We start from the raw sequence: 16,373 nt of genomic DNA, 5'->3' as shown, positions 1-16,373 counted from the left end.
AATTAGCGCCGATGGTAGTGTGGGGCTTCCCCATGTGAGAGTAGGACATCGCCAGGCTTTAAATTTGAAGAAGCCCACTCGAAAGAGTGGGCTTTTTTGCATTTGGAGTAAAGTAAATTTGATTACCAAGAACTCCCCTATAAAGGCACATCATTTTCTAAAGCTTGTATATCTTTCCTGTTTACTAAATTGATCATGAGATAGTGCTAACGCACTACCTAGTCTCTCACAATGTCACCACCTTCCACGCCTCTAGAACAACCTTAAGCTTGTTGTTAAAACATATCGAGCTTGTCTAGCCTCATGCTAGATTTAGGCATAAGAGCTGCGTCTGAGCGTTATAAGGGAGATGTAGATAGTATGGATGATAAAGCAGAGGGGTTAAGAAACCTTTTGGATTCTTAAGTTGGTAGAGTGCTGCAGTTTGACGTCAGGAATATTGCCATGATACAGAGTGACTTGATTACGTCCGGAGTGTTTTGAGTAATACATGGCTTTATCTGCGTTAACCATTAACTCTTTTGCGCTCAATACTTGCCCGTCATACTCCGCGACACCAATGCTAACCGTTGTACTGATTTCGATACCATCTACTTTGCATGGCGCGTTTTGGATCGCTTGTCTGATCCTTTCTGCTACATCGTAGGCTTGTATTGCGCTGGTGTTGGCTAGGATAACGGCAAATTCTTCCCCTCCTAAACGACCAATAAAATCGGTTCCACGGATCGCATGTTGGCAAATTTGGGCAACATGATTGATCACTTGATCGCCGGAGAAGTGCCCAACCTGATCGTTGATCTCTTTGAAATGGTCAATATCAATCATGACGCAAGTTAAGGGTTGAGATGGATGCGAATACGAGCTCAGAGACCTATCTAGGCTTGTTAGGAATGCTCGGCGATTCAACACACCTGTTAATTCATCTGTCTCTGAGAGCTCTTTGAGGCGCCTTTCTAGCAGATGCGTTTTGGTGACATCACGCACGGACCAAATCACCAAGTTTTCATCACCTTGAATGCTTTCTACGGGTTTAATTATCGCTTCAAACCACGTTTCTTCTGGGTTCTCTAATGCTTCTAGTTCTTCTATTGGCATTAGGAGGTGGTCTTGCAGGGCGATACTGTATTTGATGACCTTAGGCTCGTTAGAGCGAAGCACATCGTTAATATAACCGATCAACTCAGCAGCTTTGCTCGACGATAAAACATCGTTTAACGTAAGGTTGGTGTAGCTTTGTGCATTGAAATGTTTTGAATGGTAAGTACCACCGAAACTTTCGATATAGCGGCCTTGCTCATTGAGGATAAAGACATGATCAGGGAGGGTGTTCAAAATGGCATGAAGCCAATCGTCCCTTTCTTTGTAAATCATGAGGTTAGTTCCTTTATCCAATGTAAGTCGTTGATTATATCTGTTTGTATTGAGTTCACAATCAATACTGATCACAGTTCAAAGTATCAGACTTGACTAATGTTTGTACAAAGGTGAAGGAGAAGCGTTTGGAAGAGTTGAAGTGTCAGGAGCTTGAAGCTAATAAAAAAGGCTTAGCCATTGCTGACTAAGCCTTTTTTACAAAATTACTGCATGAACTGATATTAGTTCATGCCGTACTTTTTAAGTTTTTTGCGAAGAGTACCGCGGTTGATGCCCATCATAGTTGCTGCGCGAGTTTGGTTACCGCGAGTGTACTGCATGATGGTATCTAATAGTGGCTGTTCAACTTCAGCTAGAACTAATTCGTATAGTTCAGTTACTTCCTGGCCGTTTAGTTGAGCTAGGTAGTTTTTAAGAGACGCTTTAACAGAGTCACGTAAAGGCTTCTGAGTAATCTGGTCTTGTGACGTTACTGTAGTTACTGTTAATGCTTCTGAAGTCAGATTTTGTTCGAACATATTCGGTCTAGCTCTTCTCTTAATTATGATGCAACGTTATCAAAATAACCCTCTAATGCCTCAAGCTGCAGCTCAGCTGCATCGATAGCATTGAAGGTACGGCGAAACTCACTCGCTTGTTCATGTTCTTTTAGGTACCAACCAACGTGCTTACGCGCGATACGTGGACCTAAGAACTCTCCATAGAAATCATGCAGAGCGTTCACATGACCAAGCATAATGGTTTTCACTTCCTCACTTGGAAGCTCATCCATTGTGGTGCCGTTTTCCAAATAGTGATGGATTTCCTGGAAAATCCAAGGACGACCTTGGGCAGGGCGTCCAATCATTAAAGCGTCTGCACCGGTGTACTCCAGTACAAACTTCGCTTTCTCCGGGCTATCGATATCACCGTTTGCGATAACCGGAATGGATATAGCGTGTTTAACCGCTTTAATGCTGTCGTATTCGGCCTCACCTTTGTACATACACGCTTTTGTTCTGCCATGCAGTGCAAGAGCCTGTATGCCGCAGTCTTCGGCTAATTTAGCGATGTGAACACAGTTTTTATTTTCTGTGTTCCAGCCAGTACGGGTTTTTAACGTTACAGGAACGTCTACCGCGTCCACTACCGCAGTCAAAATCTCTTTGATGATGTCTGGGTACTGAAGCAGGGCAGAACCCGCCAGCTTCTTATTCACTTTCTTTGCTGGGCAGCCCATGTTGATGTCGATGATTTGCGCACCGTTCTCAACACTGAATTGAGCCGCATCGGCCATAAGCTGTGGATCGGAACCGGCAATCTGTACAGAGCGAATGCCCGATTCGCCCTCATGTACCATGCGCTGTTTCGACTTTGACGTTCCCCATAGTTTCGGGTTAGCAGACATCATTTCACTGACGGCCATTCCCGCACCATAGCGAAGACACAACTCGCGAAACGGTCTATCCGTTACACCAGCCATAGGGGCTACGATTAGATTGTTCTTAAGTTGATAGTTTCCGATTTTCAAAACGTCATCACAGTTCTGTACCAGCAAGGGCGCGCATTTTACGCATTTTTTTACTGCGTGAAAAGACTAATATTTGAGCATTTACAAATTGTTTTTGTAATTTGTATGAAATTCAAACAATTAGCCCTGAAAACCTTGTCTAGCCTTGCTTACGACCGGAGATACGACACCATTCGCTTTGCTCTGCGATTGGATCAATGTGAAGCTCATCACGGTAATAGTTCGCTACGTCTTCTGCTTGAGTGTCTAAAACACCAGACATCGCTAGGTCACCATTTGGTTTAACCAAACCTTTAATGATAGGTGCAAGTTCACGTAATGGACCAGCAAGAATGTTAGCAACAACCACGTCAGCGATTAGGCCTTCAGGTTGGTTTTGAGGAAGGTACACTTCTAATTGGTCAGCAACACCATTACGCTCTGCGTTATCGCGAGAAGCTTGAAGAGCTTGAGGATCAATATCGATCCCGATAACTTTGCCTGCGCCAAGTTTGATCGCTGCGATCGCAAGGATGCCTGAGCCACAACCAAAGTCGATAACTGTTTTACCAGATAGATCTAAACTCTCTAGCCATTCAAGACAAAGTGCTGTTGTAGGGTGAGTGCCCGTACCGAAAGCCAGACCAGGATCAAGCATAACGTTAACTGCGTCTGGTTCAGGGACATCACGCCAACTTGGACAAATCCATAGACGTTCGCCGAACTTCATTGGGTGGAAGTTTTCCATCCATTCGCGTTCCCAGTCTTTGTCTTCTAGCTGTTCTACTTTGTAAGCAAAATCGTCTGCTAGCATGCCGCTTGCTTTGATTTGAGTGATGATGAAGTTTGTATCTGCTTCTGCATCGTACAGTGCCAGAATGTCAGTATCGCCCCATAAGCGAGTCTCGCCAGGTAGAGGTTCGAATACGGGCGTATCCTGCGCGTCTAGGAATGTTACAGACAGCGCACCAGTCTCTTCCATTAGCATGTCGCCGATTTGCTCAGCGTTTTCATTGGTCGCGTTGAGTTTGATTTGAATCCAAGGCATTTGTTTTTGCTCTTAAAGTGAATGAAGTGGCGCAGAGTTTACCAGAACTCTACGATTTGTTTGAGTATAGACTTTATACAAAACAAAAATGCCCACAGATGTGGGCATTTATTATGAGGCTAGCGAGGGCTTATTGTAGGCCTAGCTTCTTCTCTAGGTAGTGAATGTTTGCACCACCGTGCTGGAAGTTCTCATCATTCATGATTGACTCTTGTAGAGTAACGTTAGTCTTGATGCCTTCAATGATCATCTCGCCTAGTGCGTTTTTCATACGTGCAATCGCTACATCACGGTTCTCACCGTAAGTGATCAGCTTACCAATCATTGAATCGTAATGAGGTGGTACTGTGTAGCCTGTGTAAATGTGAGATTCCCAACGAACACCCATGCCGCCTGGCGCGTGGAAGCGTTCAATCTTACCTGGTGAAGGTAGGAAGCGCTCTGGGTCTTCTGCGTTGATACGACATTCAATCGCATGGCCGCGGATCTTGATGTCGTCCTGAGTGAATGACAATGGCTGACCTGCTGCTACGCGTAGCTGTTCTTTAATTAGGTCAACACCGGTAACCATTTCTGTTACTGGGTGCTCAACCTGAATACGAGTGTTCATTTCGATGAAGTAGAACTCACCGTTCTCGTATAGGAATTCGAACGTACCTGCGCCGCGGTAACCGATTTCTAGACATGCACGTGTACAACGTTCACCGATGTACTTACGCATTTCTTCTGTGATACCTGGTGCTGGAGCTTCTTCAACAACCTTCTGGTGACGACGCTGCATAGAACAGTCACGTTCACCTAGGTGGATAGCGCCGCCTTGGCCATCAGCAATTACCTGAACTTCAACGTGACGAGGGTTCTCTAGGAATTTCTCCATGTAAACCATGTCGTTGTTGAATGCCGCTTTTGCTTCTGCACGCGTCATAGCGATAGCTTGAACAAGTTCCGCTTCAGAACGTACAACACGCATACCACGACCACCGCCGCCACCAGAGGCTTTGATGATTACTGGGTAGCCGATACGTTTAGCGTGAGCTTTGTTTTTGTCTTCGTCGTTATCTAGTGGACCGTCAGAGCCTGGTACACAAGGAACACCTGCTTTTTTCATTGCGTTGATTGCTGACACTTTGTCACCCATCATGCGGATGGTGTCTGCTTTAGGACCAACGAAGATGAAACCGCTGCGCTCTACTTGTTCAGCAAAGTCTGCGTTCTCAGATAGGAAGCCGTAACCTGGGTGAATCGCAATTGCACCCGTCACTTCTGCTGCAGAAATGATACGAGGGATGTTTAGGTAGCTGTCGATACCACGAGCAGGACCGATACATACTGTTTCGTCTGCAAGTAGTACGTGCTTAAGATCGCGGTCAGCTGTTGAGTGAACTGCCACAGTCTTAATGCCTAATTCTTTACAAGCGCGAAGGATACGAAGTGCAATTTCACCTCGGTTCGCGATGACTACTTTATCTAGCATAAGGCAAGCCCCGCTTATTCGATTACAACTAGTGGTTGGTCGAATTCAACTGGTTGGCCGTCTTCAACTAGGATTGCAGTTACAACACCTGATTTGTCCGCTTCGATTTGGTTCATCATTTTCATTGCTTCAACGATACATAGTGTGTCGCCAGCATTTACGCTCTGACCAACTTCAACGAATGATTTCGCGTCTGGACTTGGAGAACGGTAGAAAGTACCAACCATTGGAGAAAGAACTTGGTGACCTGCAGGAACTGCTGCTGGTGCTTCTGCTGCCATTGCTGGTGCGTCTGCTACTGGAGCTGCTGCCACTGGCGCAGGTGCTGCTACTGGAGCTGCTGCGTAATGAACTGGTGCTGGAGCAGATGCAGGGCCATTACGGCTGATGCGTACTGACTCTTCACCTTCAGAGATTTCTAGCTCAGCAATGCCAGATTCTTCAACTAACTCGATTAGCTTCTTGATTTTACGAATATCCATCTTTTCTTTCTCTTTTATCTTGTGATTAAGACAACCCCAAAGGGCTGCAGAGTGTTTGGTTTACTTTGCCTGCAATTTCGCGATTGCTGCAGACAGAGCGAATTCATAACCTTGTGCGCCCAAGCCACAAATCACCCCTTCTGCTTTATCAGACAGATAAGAGTGATGACGGAACGGCTCACGAGCGTGAACGTTCGATAGGTGCACTTCGATAAATGGGATGGCTACGCCAAGTAATGCATCACGCAGCGCAACACTGGTATGAGTGAAAGCTGCTGGGTTGATGATGATGAAGTCCACTTTGCCGTACGCAGCGTGGATAGCTTCAATCAGTTCGTACTCACGATTCGATTGCAGGTGTTCAAGTTCCACCCCAGAGTTGTGAGCTTGTTCAGTCAATGCATCAACAATCTGTGCTAGGGTGTTGTTACCGTAATGTGTCGGTTCACGCAGACCTAATAGGTTAAGATTTGGTCCGTTTAGAACTAGAATCCGTGACTTTGCAGACATTATGTTGCTATCTTCCTTTATCGTGAGTGGAACGTTTATATTCCCAAATATACGATAATTCAGCACGATTTTTTTGTTAAAACCGAGCAAATTTTAAAAAATCGACCAAGATTATAGCTAATTCACAGCAATTAGCAGCAATTTACTGGTCTAATCTCCCAATAGCCCCCGCCGTTTCTGTAACCAAGTTAACAAAAACAACATAATTGCCACGTGCTTTTTGTGGTTTATTTTGCGTCCACGCACAAAAAAGCCACCATATGCAATGGTGGCTTTTAGGGCTAGCGTTTAAAACAGGGGCTGGGTGTTATGCCAGTTCTGCCTTCTCTGCAATTAGCTTGTCTACAACACTTGGATCGGCCAGTGTCGAAGTATCACCTAAGTTGCTGGTATCACCCGTTGCAATCTTACGTAGGATGCGGCGCATGATCTTACCAGAGCGAGTTTTCGGTAGAGAGTCAGTCCAGTGCAGTACGTCTGGTGTCGCGATTGGACCAATCTCTTTACGTACCCAGTCTTTCACCTCTTTGTGCAGCTCAGCTGATGGGAACTCGCCATCATTAAGTGTGACGTATGCGTAAATTGCCTGACCTTTGATGTCATGAGGAATACCGACAATCGCCGCTTCCGCAATCTTATCGTGTGCAACCAATGCTGACTCAATCTCCGCGGTACCCATACGGTGACCTGAAACGTTCAGTACGTCATCTACACGACCCGTGATCCAGTAGTAGCCATCTTCGTCACGACGAGCGCCATCACTGGTGAAGTACATGCCTTTGAAGGTAGAGAAGTAGGTTTGCTCAAAGCGCTCGTGGTCGCCGTAAACGGTACGCATCTGACCTGGCCATGAATCAAGGATCACTAAGTTACCTTCTGCTGCGGTCTCTTCAATGATGTTACCCATGTTATCCACTAGTGCTGGTTGTACACCGAAGAATGGGCGAGTTGCTGAGCCTGGTTTCAGGTCTGTTGCACCTGGTAGTGGCGCAATCAAGATACCGCCTGTCTCTGTTTGCCACCAAGTATCAACGATAGGTGAGTTTTCATTACCGATAGTCTTGTAGTACCACTCCCATGCTTCAGGGTTGATAGGTTCACCTACTGAGCCCATTACACGCAGGCTTGAACGAGATGTTCCGGCTACCGCTTCGTTACCTTTTGCCATTAGTGCTCGAATCGCTGTTGGTGCAGTGTAGAGAATGTTTACTTGATGCTTATCAACCACTTCACTCATGCGAGCCGTGCTTGGGTAGTTTGGTACACCTTCGAACAGAATGGTTTTCGCACCGTTCGCCAGTGGGCCGTAAATTAAGTAAGTGTGACCAGTAATCCAACCGACATCCGCCGTACACCAGAACGTTTCACCTTCTTGGTAATCGAACACGTATTTGAAGGTCATGGTCGCGTACACTAGGTAACCACCTGTGGTGTGCAGCACGCCTTTTGGCTTACCTGTTGAGCCTGAAGTGTAAAGAATGAACAGAGGGTCTTCTGCTTTCATCTCTTCTGGTGGACATACGTCAGAAACGACAGCTGTTGCTTCGTGCCACCAAACGTCACGGTGCTCGTGCCAATCAATGTCGCCACCCGTACGTTTTAGAACGACTACTTTGTCGATGGTTTTTACTTCTGGGTTTGTCAGTGCTTCATCAACGTTTTTCTTCAGTGGTACTGCGCGACCACCACGAACGCCTTCGTCAGCGGTGATAACAATTTTTGCGTCTGAGTCGATGATACGACCGGACAGGGCTTCTGGTGAGAAACCACCAAATACTACGGTATGAACCGCACCAATACGCGTACATGCCAGCATTGCGATAGCCGCTTCTGGCACCATTGGCATGTAAAGACAAACCACGTCGCCTTTGTGCACGCCTTGCTCTTTTAGTGCGTTAGAGAACTTACACACTTCTTTGTGCAGTTCATTGAATGTGAGGGTTTTGTCGTCGGCAGGATCATCGCCTTCCCAGATGATCGCGACTTCATCGCCACGCTCGGCAAGGTGACGGTCAATACAGTTTGCAGATACGTTCAGCGTACCGTCTTCGAACCAACGAATGTCGACGTGACCAGTATCGAAAGAGGTGTTTTTAACTTGAGTGAATGGCTTAATCCAATCGACAACTTTACCGTGTTCGCTCCAGAAGCCTTCAGGGTCGCTTACCGACTGCTGATACATGGCTAGGTAAGTGTCATTATCCGCATGCGTATGGTTTTTAATATTTTCTTTTACCGGATAAACGTGGGCTTCGCTCATGGCTTCTCTCCTTGTGCCTTTAATTCTCGACCTTCGTCTTTTGTAGGGCTGTTTCCGTTCTTTAGTCTGTGATTCATCAAGAACGTTGCTGTGCATATAACTGTCAGTCACAGCGCGTATTTCCACAATTAGACTTTAGGATGAGAGTGAGGAATGCGCCGCGATATTGCTGAATTTAAAGCGAATGTGGGAGGTGGATCGAAAGCTGCGTATTGAACCTATTGGGTATAAGGCACGCTCAGGTTTGGTAAATCGCCTTTGGTTAGACGCACATACACCAAAGCAGCGGATTTTGCGTCTTGCAGGGCATCGTGTTTGTCTTGAATCGGTAGCTCGAGGTGCTTACAAATTGCATCAAGACTTAAGTCGAAGTAGGCGTTAGGCAAATGACGTTCGAGCTTGTCGTGATAAATCTGGCTCACTTCGATGAGCGGGTTAGGTAGTGGAAAGCCTAAATGCCTCAGACAAGCGAGGTCGAGGATCTTTTTGTCGTAGCGAATGTGGTAGCCGACCAAAGGACGGTTGCCGATAAAGTCGAGTAACTTGATGAGCGCTTCTTTTTCGCTGATACCATCCACCAAATCTTGGTGGCGGATATGGTGAATTTTTACCGAGCCTGAATCGAGTGATTGTGGGGCGCGCAGTCGAACTTCGAACGGTTTGCTGGTGATGATGCGGTTGTCGATGATTTTGGTTGCAGCGATGGTGACCAGCTCGGCTCGATTTGGGTCCAAGCTGGTGGTTTCGCAATCGAGAGAGACAAATTCGCCTTTTTGCGGCGAACAAAACAGTGGCTGATAAGGTGAGCCCTTCAGCTTGTAATGCCAGTATTTCCTTTGTAGCCAATTCATCCCTGTTACCTCTCGTCTTATTTGCCTAAAAGACTCTAATCACGGATTTGATAATGGAAGCCTAAGAACTGCTTAAACTTCTTCACCACGTGTAAGCTGTGGCGTAGCAGGTCTCGTTCAGTCCTGTCTAACTGTTTGATGTCGATGTTGTTTAATGCTTCTTGCTTACTCAATTGCTGGTTCAAACGGATCTTGAAGAACAGCTTCAGCGCCTCATTGAGGTTATCGGCGGTTTCTGGTTCTAAGATACGCTTGTTTCTCAGTGCTTCGATACGTTCGAAGGTGTTCTTCTCTTCAATTGCGTATTCCAATGCCAAGGTGCGAATACCATGCACGATTGGGAAAATGCCACCACGCTTAATATCCAGCCCGTCTTTAGCACTTTTTACGTTACCAAACAGAGTAAGAGGCACGGAAAATTGCAGTGCAGGGCGAGTGAAATCGGACAGAATCAACATACGATCTTCCATGCTGTATCTGAGGTGCTCGGCGACAGGCGTGAGCAACTCTCGATTGCCTGCGACCGCATGAGCATCACTGAAGATGGCTAAATCCATGATTTGTTCAGGCTGCGCTTTAGCAATCCAACCATCGAGCGTTTTAATCCAGTCTTGCTGCGTTCGAACCCACTTCGGATTGTTAACCATGACTTTGCCTGGACAGAGTGGATAGCCCAGTTGCTGCAAGGTGTGGGTGAGGGTTTGCATGACTTCGGAGCAATGTTCCCATTCCAGCCCATCTTGGATGATCAGTGCGTTATCTTGATCGGTTTTGAGGATTTGCTCTCCACGACCTTCCGAGCCAAGCACAATCAGACAGCAGTGATCGTGCAGTGCTGGTGGCACCACAAGCTCAAACGCTTTTTCGATAATTTGTTCGTTTACAGCAGATATCAGCTCCATGATGAAGCGAGTGCGGATGCCGTTGGTCAGCAAGCTATCCACCAACTGACGCTGTCGATTGGAAGCAAGGGCTAACTCTTCCACGCTGGTTGCTCGCGCTATGCTGAGTGTTAGTACGTGTGAGTGAGTGGAGAACGCACTGAGGATTTGCGTCATATCCAGCATACCGACCGCTTGATTGCCTTCGCACACCATTAGACGCTTCATGCGGTTGCGCGTCATGGTGATCATGGCGTTAAACAAGAAGTCACCATCATCCACGTGATAAACAGGGAAGGTCGCAATCTTACTTACTGGCGTATCGAGTGGGTGCTCGTCAAGCATCACGGCGTGGAGCATATTGGTTCGCGTCACTATCGCGTAGGGATGCGCCGATGGATATTGCTCTAGGCGTGGGTCATCTTGGTTGAGTTGAACCAAAGCGGCATCAATGCCATTGTCTTTAAGTGTTTTAGTGACCTGATTAATTGGCATATCGGACGCCAATATCATCGGTGGATGATAGATACTGCTATCGACTTTAGTCAGAATGAATTCCGCGAGGTTTTGTTGCTGTTGAGCCGCTTCAATGAGGGCTTGGCGTTTCGATAGGTTGTTATCGAAGTAGGCAGCGAACTGTCCGTTCTCGTTATACAGCTCAAGAAACACTTCTTTGGGCAGCAAGTACGAGAGGGTATCTTCCAGTGCCACATACTGATGGCGCACGCTTTCTTCAAACAAAGAGCGCACATCAAACATGTCGTCGTTAGCGTAGTGAGCAAACACTTCGTCTTGATCTTTTGAACGCTCTTCCACGGCGCCTTTAATCAGTATGTGCAGATGAGGATTGTCTTGCCCACAAGCTAAGATGACATCTCGCGTTCGGTAGTACGCCACATCAAGAGACGAGCGCAGTCGATTTTGCTGTGCGTCAGTCAGGCGATCGAACGGTGGAGATTGCATATTAAATTTGTCAGGCATGAGAGCACCTAAATTTGGTGGGAACACATTCTAAGTCTGACAAATTTCCCTGCCGAAGCCAGACGACTTTGGTCTAAATCGTCACAATCTAATTTTGCATTTCGAGACCCTGTGCCATTGAGGAAACGGTAAGTTGCCGATTCTTCCCTTTTTCTATTACGCATTGCGATCCATAATTCCGCGTCCCAAACGTTTACGTGGCGGAAGTCGTTAGTTTTTGTCGTTTTTTAGGATGTCAGTGATGTTGAAACCCTCTCCGTATGGCTGGATTTCCCAGTACTTTCTCGGATTCTTTTTTGCGTATGGCGTGTATCTGCCATTTTGGTCGTTGTGGTTTAAAGAGCAGGGCGTTTCTCCAACAGATATTGGTCTGTTAGTGGGTCTAGGTTTAGCGACGCGTTGTGTGGCGAACATGGTGCTTACCCCACGTTTGCATAAAGTCGAACACCTAATGCCTGCATTGCGCTGGTTGAGTTTTGCTGCCCTTATATTTGTTGGTTTCCACTTTTTCACTGGCGGCAACTTCTGGTTAATGGCGCTTGCCACTGTCTTGTTCAACTTGTGTTGTGGTCCTGTAGTGCCTCTGTCTGATGCGATGGCGAACTACTACGCTCGTTTGAAAATGCTCGATTACGGTCGTACCCGTTTGTGGGGCTCGGTTGCATTTATTGCAGGCTCGACTGTGGTGGGCTACTTGGTGGCAGAGTTTGGTTCTGACATGATTTTGTACACGGCGATGGTCGGTGTGTTTGTCTCGCTCTTATTTGCAATGCGTAACACCAATCCAATGCCAGTGACACGCGAAGGTCAACATTCTGAGCGTCCAAAACTCTCAGCGTTACTGACGGATAAACCGGTCGTGAAGTTCCTTGTGCTGATGGCGTTAATCCAAGGCAGCCATGCGGCGTACTACGGTTTTAGTGCGATTCACTGGAAAGCGGCTGGTCACTCAGAAGATGTGATTGGTTACTTGTGGAGCTTGGGCGTGGCAGCTGAAGTTGCTGTGTTTGCTCTGAGTAAGCGTCTATTCGCTGGCTGGTCTTTGCGCACTCTGTTTGTGGTTGCGGCTGGTGGTGTGATGCTACGTTGGGGAATGACTGCGTCTACGACCTCTATTTTGGCGTTGGTGGTAGTGCAAATGCTTCACGGCGTGACGTTTGCAATGGCGCACATTGCTGCCATTCAATACATCCAGAACTCAGCAGAGAACAAGATGGTGGCATTGCAGGCACTATATAACGCAATTCCACTGGGTGCGTTTATCGCGTTGATGACAGTGATCAGTGGTTGGGGCTACGAGCACTGGGGGGCGAATATCTTCTGGTTGATGGCGGCGATGGGCTTTATTGCACTGTTTATCAAAGTTGATCCTCAAAATGATGAAAGTAATGTGGTTGATCTCTCAGCCAATGCGCCTGAAGCACAGAATTAAGCTTCTGTGACAGAGATTAAAAACTAACCTTTGTCTCTGTTGTGAAAGCAGTGTTAAATGAAACCTCTCCCTTATGGAGAGGTTTTTTTATTCCTTGCTTTAAAAACAGCAAGAAAGGCAAGAAAAGTAAGAAAGGATATCGGATGCAAGGATGGCTAGTGATTCCCGTTTCTTTGGCGTATTTGGGAATCCTGTTTTTAATCGCTTGGTACGGTGACAAACAAAAGAGATGGTTAGCGCGTTGGCGACCATGGATCTACAGTTTGTCGATTGCGGTGTACTGTACGTCGTGGACCTTCTACGGCACGGTCGGACAGGCGAGCAACAATCCTTGGTCCTTCTTACCCATCTATATCGCGCCGATCATCGTGTTTACCATCGGCTGGCGCGTCCTCGCTCGGCTGATCTTGATTACCAAGCGCGAGCACATCACCTCCATTGCCGATTTCATTGCCGCCCGCTATGGTAAATCGCAAGGCTTGGCGGTGGTTGTCACCTTAATCGCGGTGGCAGGCATTCTTCCGTATATCGCTTTGCAATTGCGCGGCATCACCATGGGATTGGAGATCATCGCACCGGACTTGGCATCTGATCTCAGTTATCAAAACTACAGCGTATCTTGGTTTGTGGTTGGGGCGATGGCGATCTTCACCATGCTGTTTGGTACGCGTCATATCGATAACACCGAACATCACCGCGGCATGATGATGGCGATTGCGTTTGAATCAGTGCTCAAGTTGGTGGCGTTTTTAGTTGTGGGTGTGTTTATTGTTTGGCTCGCGATGGATACCGAGAGCTTCCACCTCGCTGATATCGCCGCTGAAACCTATGACTCACCCAACATTCCGACCTTGCTGATTCATACCATTCTGACCATGCTGGCGATTGTCTGTTTGCCACGTCAGTTCCACACCATGGTAGTCGAGAATGAACGCGCGCAAGACTTACACGTCGCACGTTGGTTATTCCCGCTGTATCTGATTCTGATGGGTATTTTCGTTCTGCCAATCGCATGGGTAGGGCAAAGTCTGTTGAGTGGCAGCCCTGCCGATACGTACGTGATCAGCGTGCCGATGGCGGTGGGCGCGAATGACATCGCCTTACTGGCATTTTTGGGCGGTACTTCCGCGGCAAGCGGCATGGTCATCGTCTCGACCATTGCTTTAGCGATCATGGTATCTAACGATTTGGTGATGCCGCTGATTCTGCGCCGAATGAAGTTATCAAAACGCAATCATCACCATTTCTCTACGCTGTTATTACGTATACGTCGCGGGCTTATTCTGCTTCTTTTGATTGGTGCATGGGGCTTTTATCAGGCTTTAGATAGTATCCACTCACTCTCTGCGATAGGTTTTCTCTCGTTTGCAGCGATTACCCAGTTCGCTCCCTCTCTGCTTGGCGGTATGTATTGGCGTCAGGGCAACAAGAAAGGCGTGTATGTCGGTCTGCTGGTGGGTTTCACCATTTGGTTGATTACTTTGATGAGCCAAACCGACATGCTGGCGGGTGACGCAAGCAACAACTTGCTGATTTGGTTGATCACTCCGCCTGATTTATTGGCAGGCTTTGGTATTGCTGTTTCCGACTGGGGCATGATCCTCAGCGTGGTGGCGAATACCGCGTGTTTTGTTGCGGTATCACTAGCTACGCGCCCAAGCATAAGTGAACGCTTACAATCGGCGTCATTCGTTGGTACGCCGTTGCCTGAGAGTGAAAACATCAGCTTGTATCAGAGCCGTGTAACGGTCAGTGAACTGGAGATGTTAGCGTCACGATTTGTGGGACGCACGCGAGTGAAATCCGCCTTTCAAACCTATTGGAGTCAGCAACGCGAGGAGCTGCTTCCCAACCAACAAGCTCCCTCTACCTTGATTCGACATACCGAGCGCGTACTTGCCGGTGTGTTTGGTGCCTCTTCAGCTAAGTTAGTACTTACTTCTGCTTTGCAAGGCAGAAATATGCAGCTTGAGGAAGTGGCGACCATCGTTGATGAAGCCTCAGAGCTGTACGATTTCAGTCGTGGCTTATTGCAAGGTGCGATTGAACACATTGGGCAAGGCATCGCAGTGGTCGACAAGCAACTAAGGCTGGTGGCGTGGAACCAACGTTATCTGGAGTTATTTGTTTTCCCGCCGGGTTTGATTCAGGTCGGGCGTCCGATTGCGGATGTGATTCGTCATAATGCTGAGCAAGGTTTATGTGGTCCGGGTGACCCTGAAGACCACGTTCGTCGCCGTGTTTATCACCTTGAGCAAGGGACACGACATACCTCTTCCCGTGTACGTCCTGACGGTCGCGTAATTGAAGTGCAAGGTAACCCGATGCCAGGTGGCGGCTTCGTGATGAGCTTTACCGATATCACCGTGTTCCGCGATGCAGAGCAAGCTCTGAAAGACGCTAATGAGACACTAGAAGAACGCGTTCGTGCCCGTACTCGTGAGTTGGAACAACTGAACAAACAACTGGTAGCAGCAACCCAACGCTCTGAGCATGAGTCGCAGTCCAAGTCGCGTTTCTTAGCTGCGGTAAGCCATGACTTGATGCAGCCGTTGAATGCTGCGCGGCTGTTTGCTTCTTCCTTGTCGGAAGTCGCCAAAGACAGTGAAACCCAAAAGCTGTCGACCCACATTGAGAGTGCATTAGGCGCAGCAGAAGATTTGATTGGTGATTTGCTGGATATTTCGCGTTTGGAGTCAGGCAAGTTGGACGTTAATGTGCATGGTTTTGCGGTCAATGATGTGTTGGCAAACTTGAATGCGGAATTCAGCGCATTGGCGAAACAACAAGGCATTGAGTTCACCATGATCCCATCGTCTTTGATGGTGAAGTCTGACCCGAAATTGCTACGCCGCGTGGTACAGAACTTCCTTACCAATGCGTTCCGATATAGCCCGAATGGCAAAGTGGCGCTAGGTGTGCGTCGCGTACAAGGGCGAGTGCGTATTGATGTATGGGACAACGGCATGGGCATCGAAGAAGAGAAGCAACAAGAGATCTTCGAAGAGTTTAATCGCGGTACTCAAGTTCGTTCTGACCAAGGTTTAGGGTTAGGCTTGGCTATTTCGAAAGGTATTGCTCAAGTGCTGGGGCATGAAATCTCGATGCGTTCTTGGTTTGGTCAAGGCAGCGTGTTCTCGATTACCTTAGATAAAGCAGAGAAGGTGCACATTCCGGCAGTCAAAGCAGTGAAGAGTGCACAATCTGACTTGAGCCATATTCGTGTGCTGTGTGTCGATAATGAGCCGGATATCCTAGTTGGAATGGAGAATCTACTCTCACGCTGGGGCTGTGATATTCGCATTGCGACCGATATCGTTGAGAGTCTGAAAGCGATCGAAGACGATTGGCTGCCGGATGTGATTTTCTCCGATTATCGTTTAGACAATGGTCGAACAGGATTAGAAGTGTTGCAGCAATGCCGCTTGCGTCTGGGTAATCGCTTTGAGGGGGTGATCATCAGTGCCGACCGAACCGATGACATGATGGAAGGCATTAAAGCCAATGGGTTTAGTTTTATCGCCAAACCTGTAAAGCCTTTGAAGCTGCGCTCGGTTCTCAATCGAGTCGCCTAGAAAAAAAGACCTCCGA

At 47.5% G+C, this 16,373-nt stretch carries 12 protein-coding genes; 2 read left to right on the top strand and 10 right to left on the bottom strand.

Annotated features, from left to right (window positions below; all coding sequences use genetic code 11):
- Nucleotides 1-381: 381 nt before the first annotated feature.
- From VCHENC03_RS01245 to VCHENC03_RS01290, 10 genes are all read right to left on the bottom strand, one after another.
- On the bottom strand, nt 382-1,371 hold the full coding sequence (locus VCHENC03_RS01245) for a sensor domain-containing diguanylate cyclase (RefSeq protein WP_009707875.1): 990 nt from the start codon (nt 1,369-1,371) through the stop codon (nt 382-384).
- A 224-nt stretch (nt 1,372-1,595) separates the two neighbouring features.
- On the bottom strand, nt 1,596-1,892 hold the full coding sequence (gene fis, locus VCHENC03_RS01250; protein WP_000462885.1) for a DNA-binding transcriptional regulator Fis: 297 nt from the start codon (nt 1,890-1,892) through the stop codon (nt 1,596-1,598).
- 23 nt (nt 1,893-1,915) lie between these two features.
- Entirely contained in the window at nt 1,916-2,884 is a 969-nt protein-coding gene (gene dusB, locus VCHENC03_RS01255) for a tRNA dihydrouridine synthase DusB (protein ID WP_032803127.1), read from the bottom strand.
- A 139-nt stretch (nt 2,885-3,023) separates the two neighbouring features.
- On the bottom strand, nt 3,024-3,911 hold the full coding sequence (gene prmA / locus VCHENC03_RS01260) for a 50S ribosomal protein L11 methyltransferase (RefSeq protein ID WP_005440399.1): 888 nt from the start codon (nt 3,909-3,911) through the stop codon (nt 3,024-3,026).
- Nucleotides 3,912-4,041: 130 nt separating this feature from the next.
- Nucleotides 4,042-5,385, bottom strand: coding sequence for an acetyl-CoA carboxylase biotin carboxylase subunit (gene accC / locus VCHENC03_RS01265; RefSeq protein WP_005440401.1), 1,344 nt, complete (start codon nt 5,383-5,385; stop codon nt 4,042-4,044).
- Between the two features lie 14 nt (nt 5,386-5,399).
- The gene (gene accB, locus VCHENC03_RS01270; protein WP_009707873.1) at nt 5,400-5,867 is read right to left on the bottom strand and encodes an acetyl-CoA carboxylase biotin carboxyl carrier protein; all 468 of its coding nucleotides are present in this window, start codon (nt 5,865-5,867) and stop codon (nt 5,400-5,402) included.
- 60 nt (nt 5,868-5,927) lie between these two features.
- Entirely contained in the window at nt 5,928-6,377 is a 450-nt protein-coding gene (gene aroQ, locus VCHENC03_RS01275) for a type II 3-dehydroquinate dehydratase (RefSeq protein ID WP_005428757.1), read from the bottom strand.
- 307 nt (nt 6,378-6,684) lie between these two features.
- Nucleotides 6,685-8,637: an acetate--CoA ligase gene (gene acs, locus VCHENC03_RS01280; RefSeq protein WP_005428764.1), complete on the bottom strand. Its 1,953-nt coding sequence runs from the start codon at nt 8,635-8,637 to the stop codon at nt 6,685-6,687.
- Between the two features lie 218 nt (nt 8,638-8,855).
- Nucleotides 8,856-9,488: a 3'-5' exonuclease gene (locus VCHENC03_RS01285; RefSeq protein ID WP_005440406.1), complete on the bottom strand. Its 633-nt coding sequence runs from the start codon at nt 9,486-9,488 to the stop codon at nt 8,856-8,858.
- Between the two features lie 35 nt (nt 9,489-9,523).
- Nucleotides 9,524-11,350 (bottom strand): DUF294 nucleotidyltransferase-like domain-containing protein, encoded by a 1,827-nt coding sequence (locus tag VCHENC03_RS01290; RefSeq protein ID WP_009707872.1) that lies wholly within the window; start codon nt 11,348-11,350, stop codon nt 9,524-9,526.
- Nucleotides 11,351-11,591: 241 nt separating this feature from the next.
- On the opposite strand from VCHENC03_RS01290, the gene VCHENC03_RS01295 reads away from it, so the two are divergent.
- Nucleotides 11,592-12,782, top strand: coding sequence for a 3-phenylpropionate MFS transporter (locus tag VCHENC03_RS01295; protein WP_009707871.1), 1,191 nt, complete (start codon nt 11,592-11,594; stop codon nt 12,780-12,782).
- 143 nt (nt 12,783-12,925) lie between these two features.
- Nucleotides 12,926-16,357 carry a hybrid sensor histidine kinase/response regulator gene (locus VCHENC03_RS01300; protein WP_009707870.1) on the top strand — a complete coding sequence of 1,144 codons (3,432 nt, stop codon included), beginning with the start codon at nt 12,926-12,928 and terminating at the stop codon, nt 16,355-16,357.
- Nucleotides 16,358-16,373: the final 16 nt, after the last annotated feature.

The sequence above is a fragment of the Vibrio sp. HENC-03 genome, assembly GCF_000305755.2.
Taxonomy (GTDB): Bacteria; Pseudomonadota; Gammaproteobacteria; order Enterobacterales; family Vibrionaceae; genus Vibrio; species Vibrio owensii.
This window is presented reverse-complemented; position numbering and strand designations above follow the sequence as displayed.

Coding starts and splice junctions, on each gene's coding strand:
- acs (WP_005428764.1), bottom strand. CDS start 8,637: ATGAGCGAAGCCCACGTTTATCCGGTAAAAGAAAATATTAAAAACCAT.
- fis (WP_000462885.1), bottom strand. CDS start 1,892: ATGTTCGAACAAAATCTGACTTCAGAAGCATTAACAGTAACTACAGTA.
- VCHENC03_RS01285 (WP_005440406.1), bottom strand. CDS start 9,488: ATGAATTGGCTACAAAGGAAATACTGGCATTACAAGCTGAAGGGCTCA.
- accC (WP_005440401.1), bottom strand. CDS start 5,385: ATGCTAGATAAAGTAGTCATCGCGAACCGAGGTGAAATTGCACTTCGT.
- aroQ (WP_005428757.1), bottom strand. CDS start 6,377: ATGTCTGCAAAGTCACGGATTCTAGTTCTAAACGGACCAAATCTTAAC.
- VCHENC03_RS01295 (WP_009707871.1), top strand. CDS start 11,592: ATGTTGAAACCCTCTCCGTATGGCTGGATTTCCCAGTACTTTCTCGGA.
- VCHENC03_RS01245 (WP_009707875.1), bottom strand. CDS start 1,371: ATGATTTACAAAGAAAGGGACGATTGGCTTCATGCCATTTTGAACACC.
- VCHENC03_RS01290 (WP_009707872.1), bottom strand. CDS start 11,350: ATGCCTGACAAATTTAATATGCAATCTCCACCGTTCGATCGCCTGACT.
- VCHENC03_RS01300 (WP_009707870.1), top strand. CDS start 12,926: ATGCAAGGATGGCTAGTGATTCCCGTTTCTTTGGCGTATTTGGGAATC.
- prmA (WP_005440399.1), bottom strand. CDS start 3,911: ATGCCTTGGATTCAAATCAAACTCAACGCGACCAATGAAAACGCTGAG.
- accB (WP_009707873.1), bottom strand. CDS start 5,867: ATGGATATTCGTAAAATCAAGAAGCTAATCGAGTTAGTTGAAGAATCT.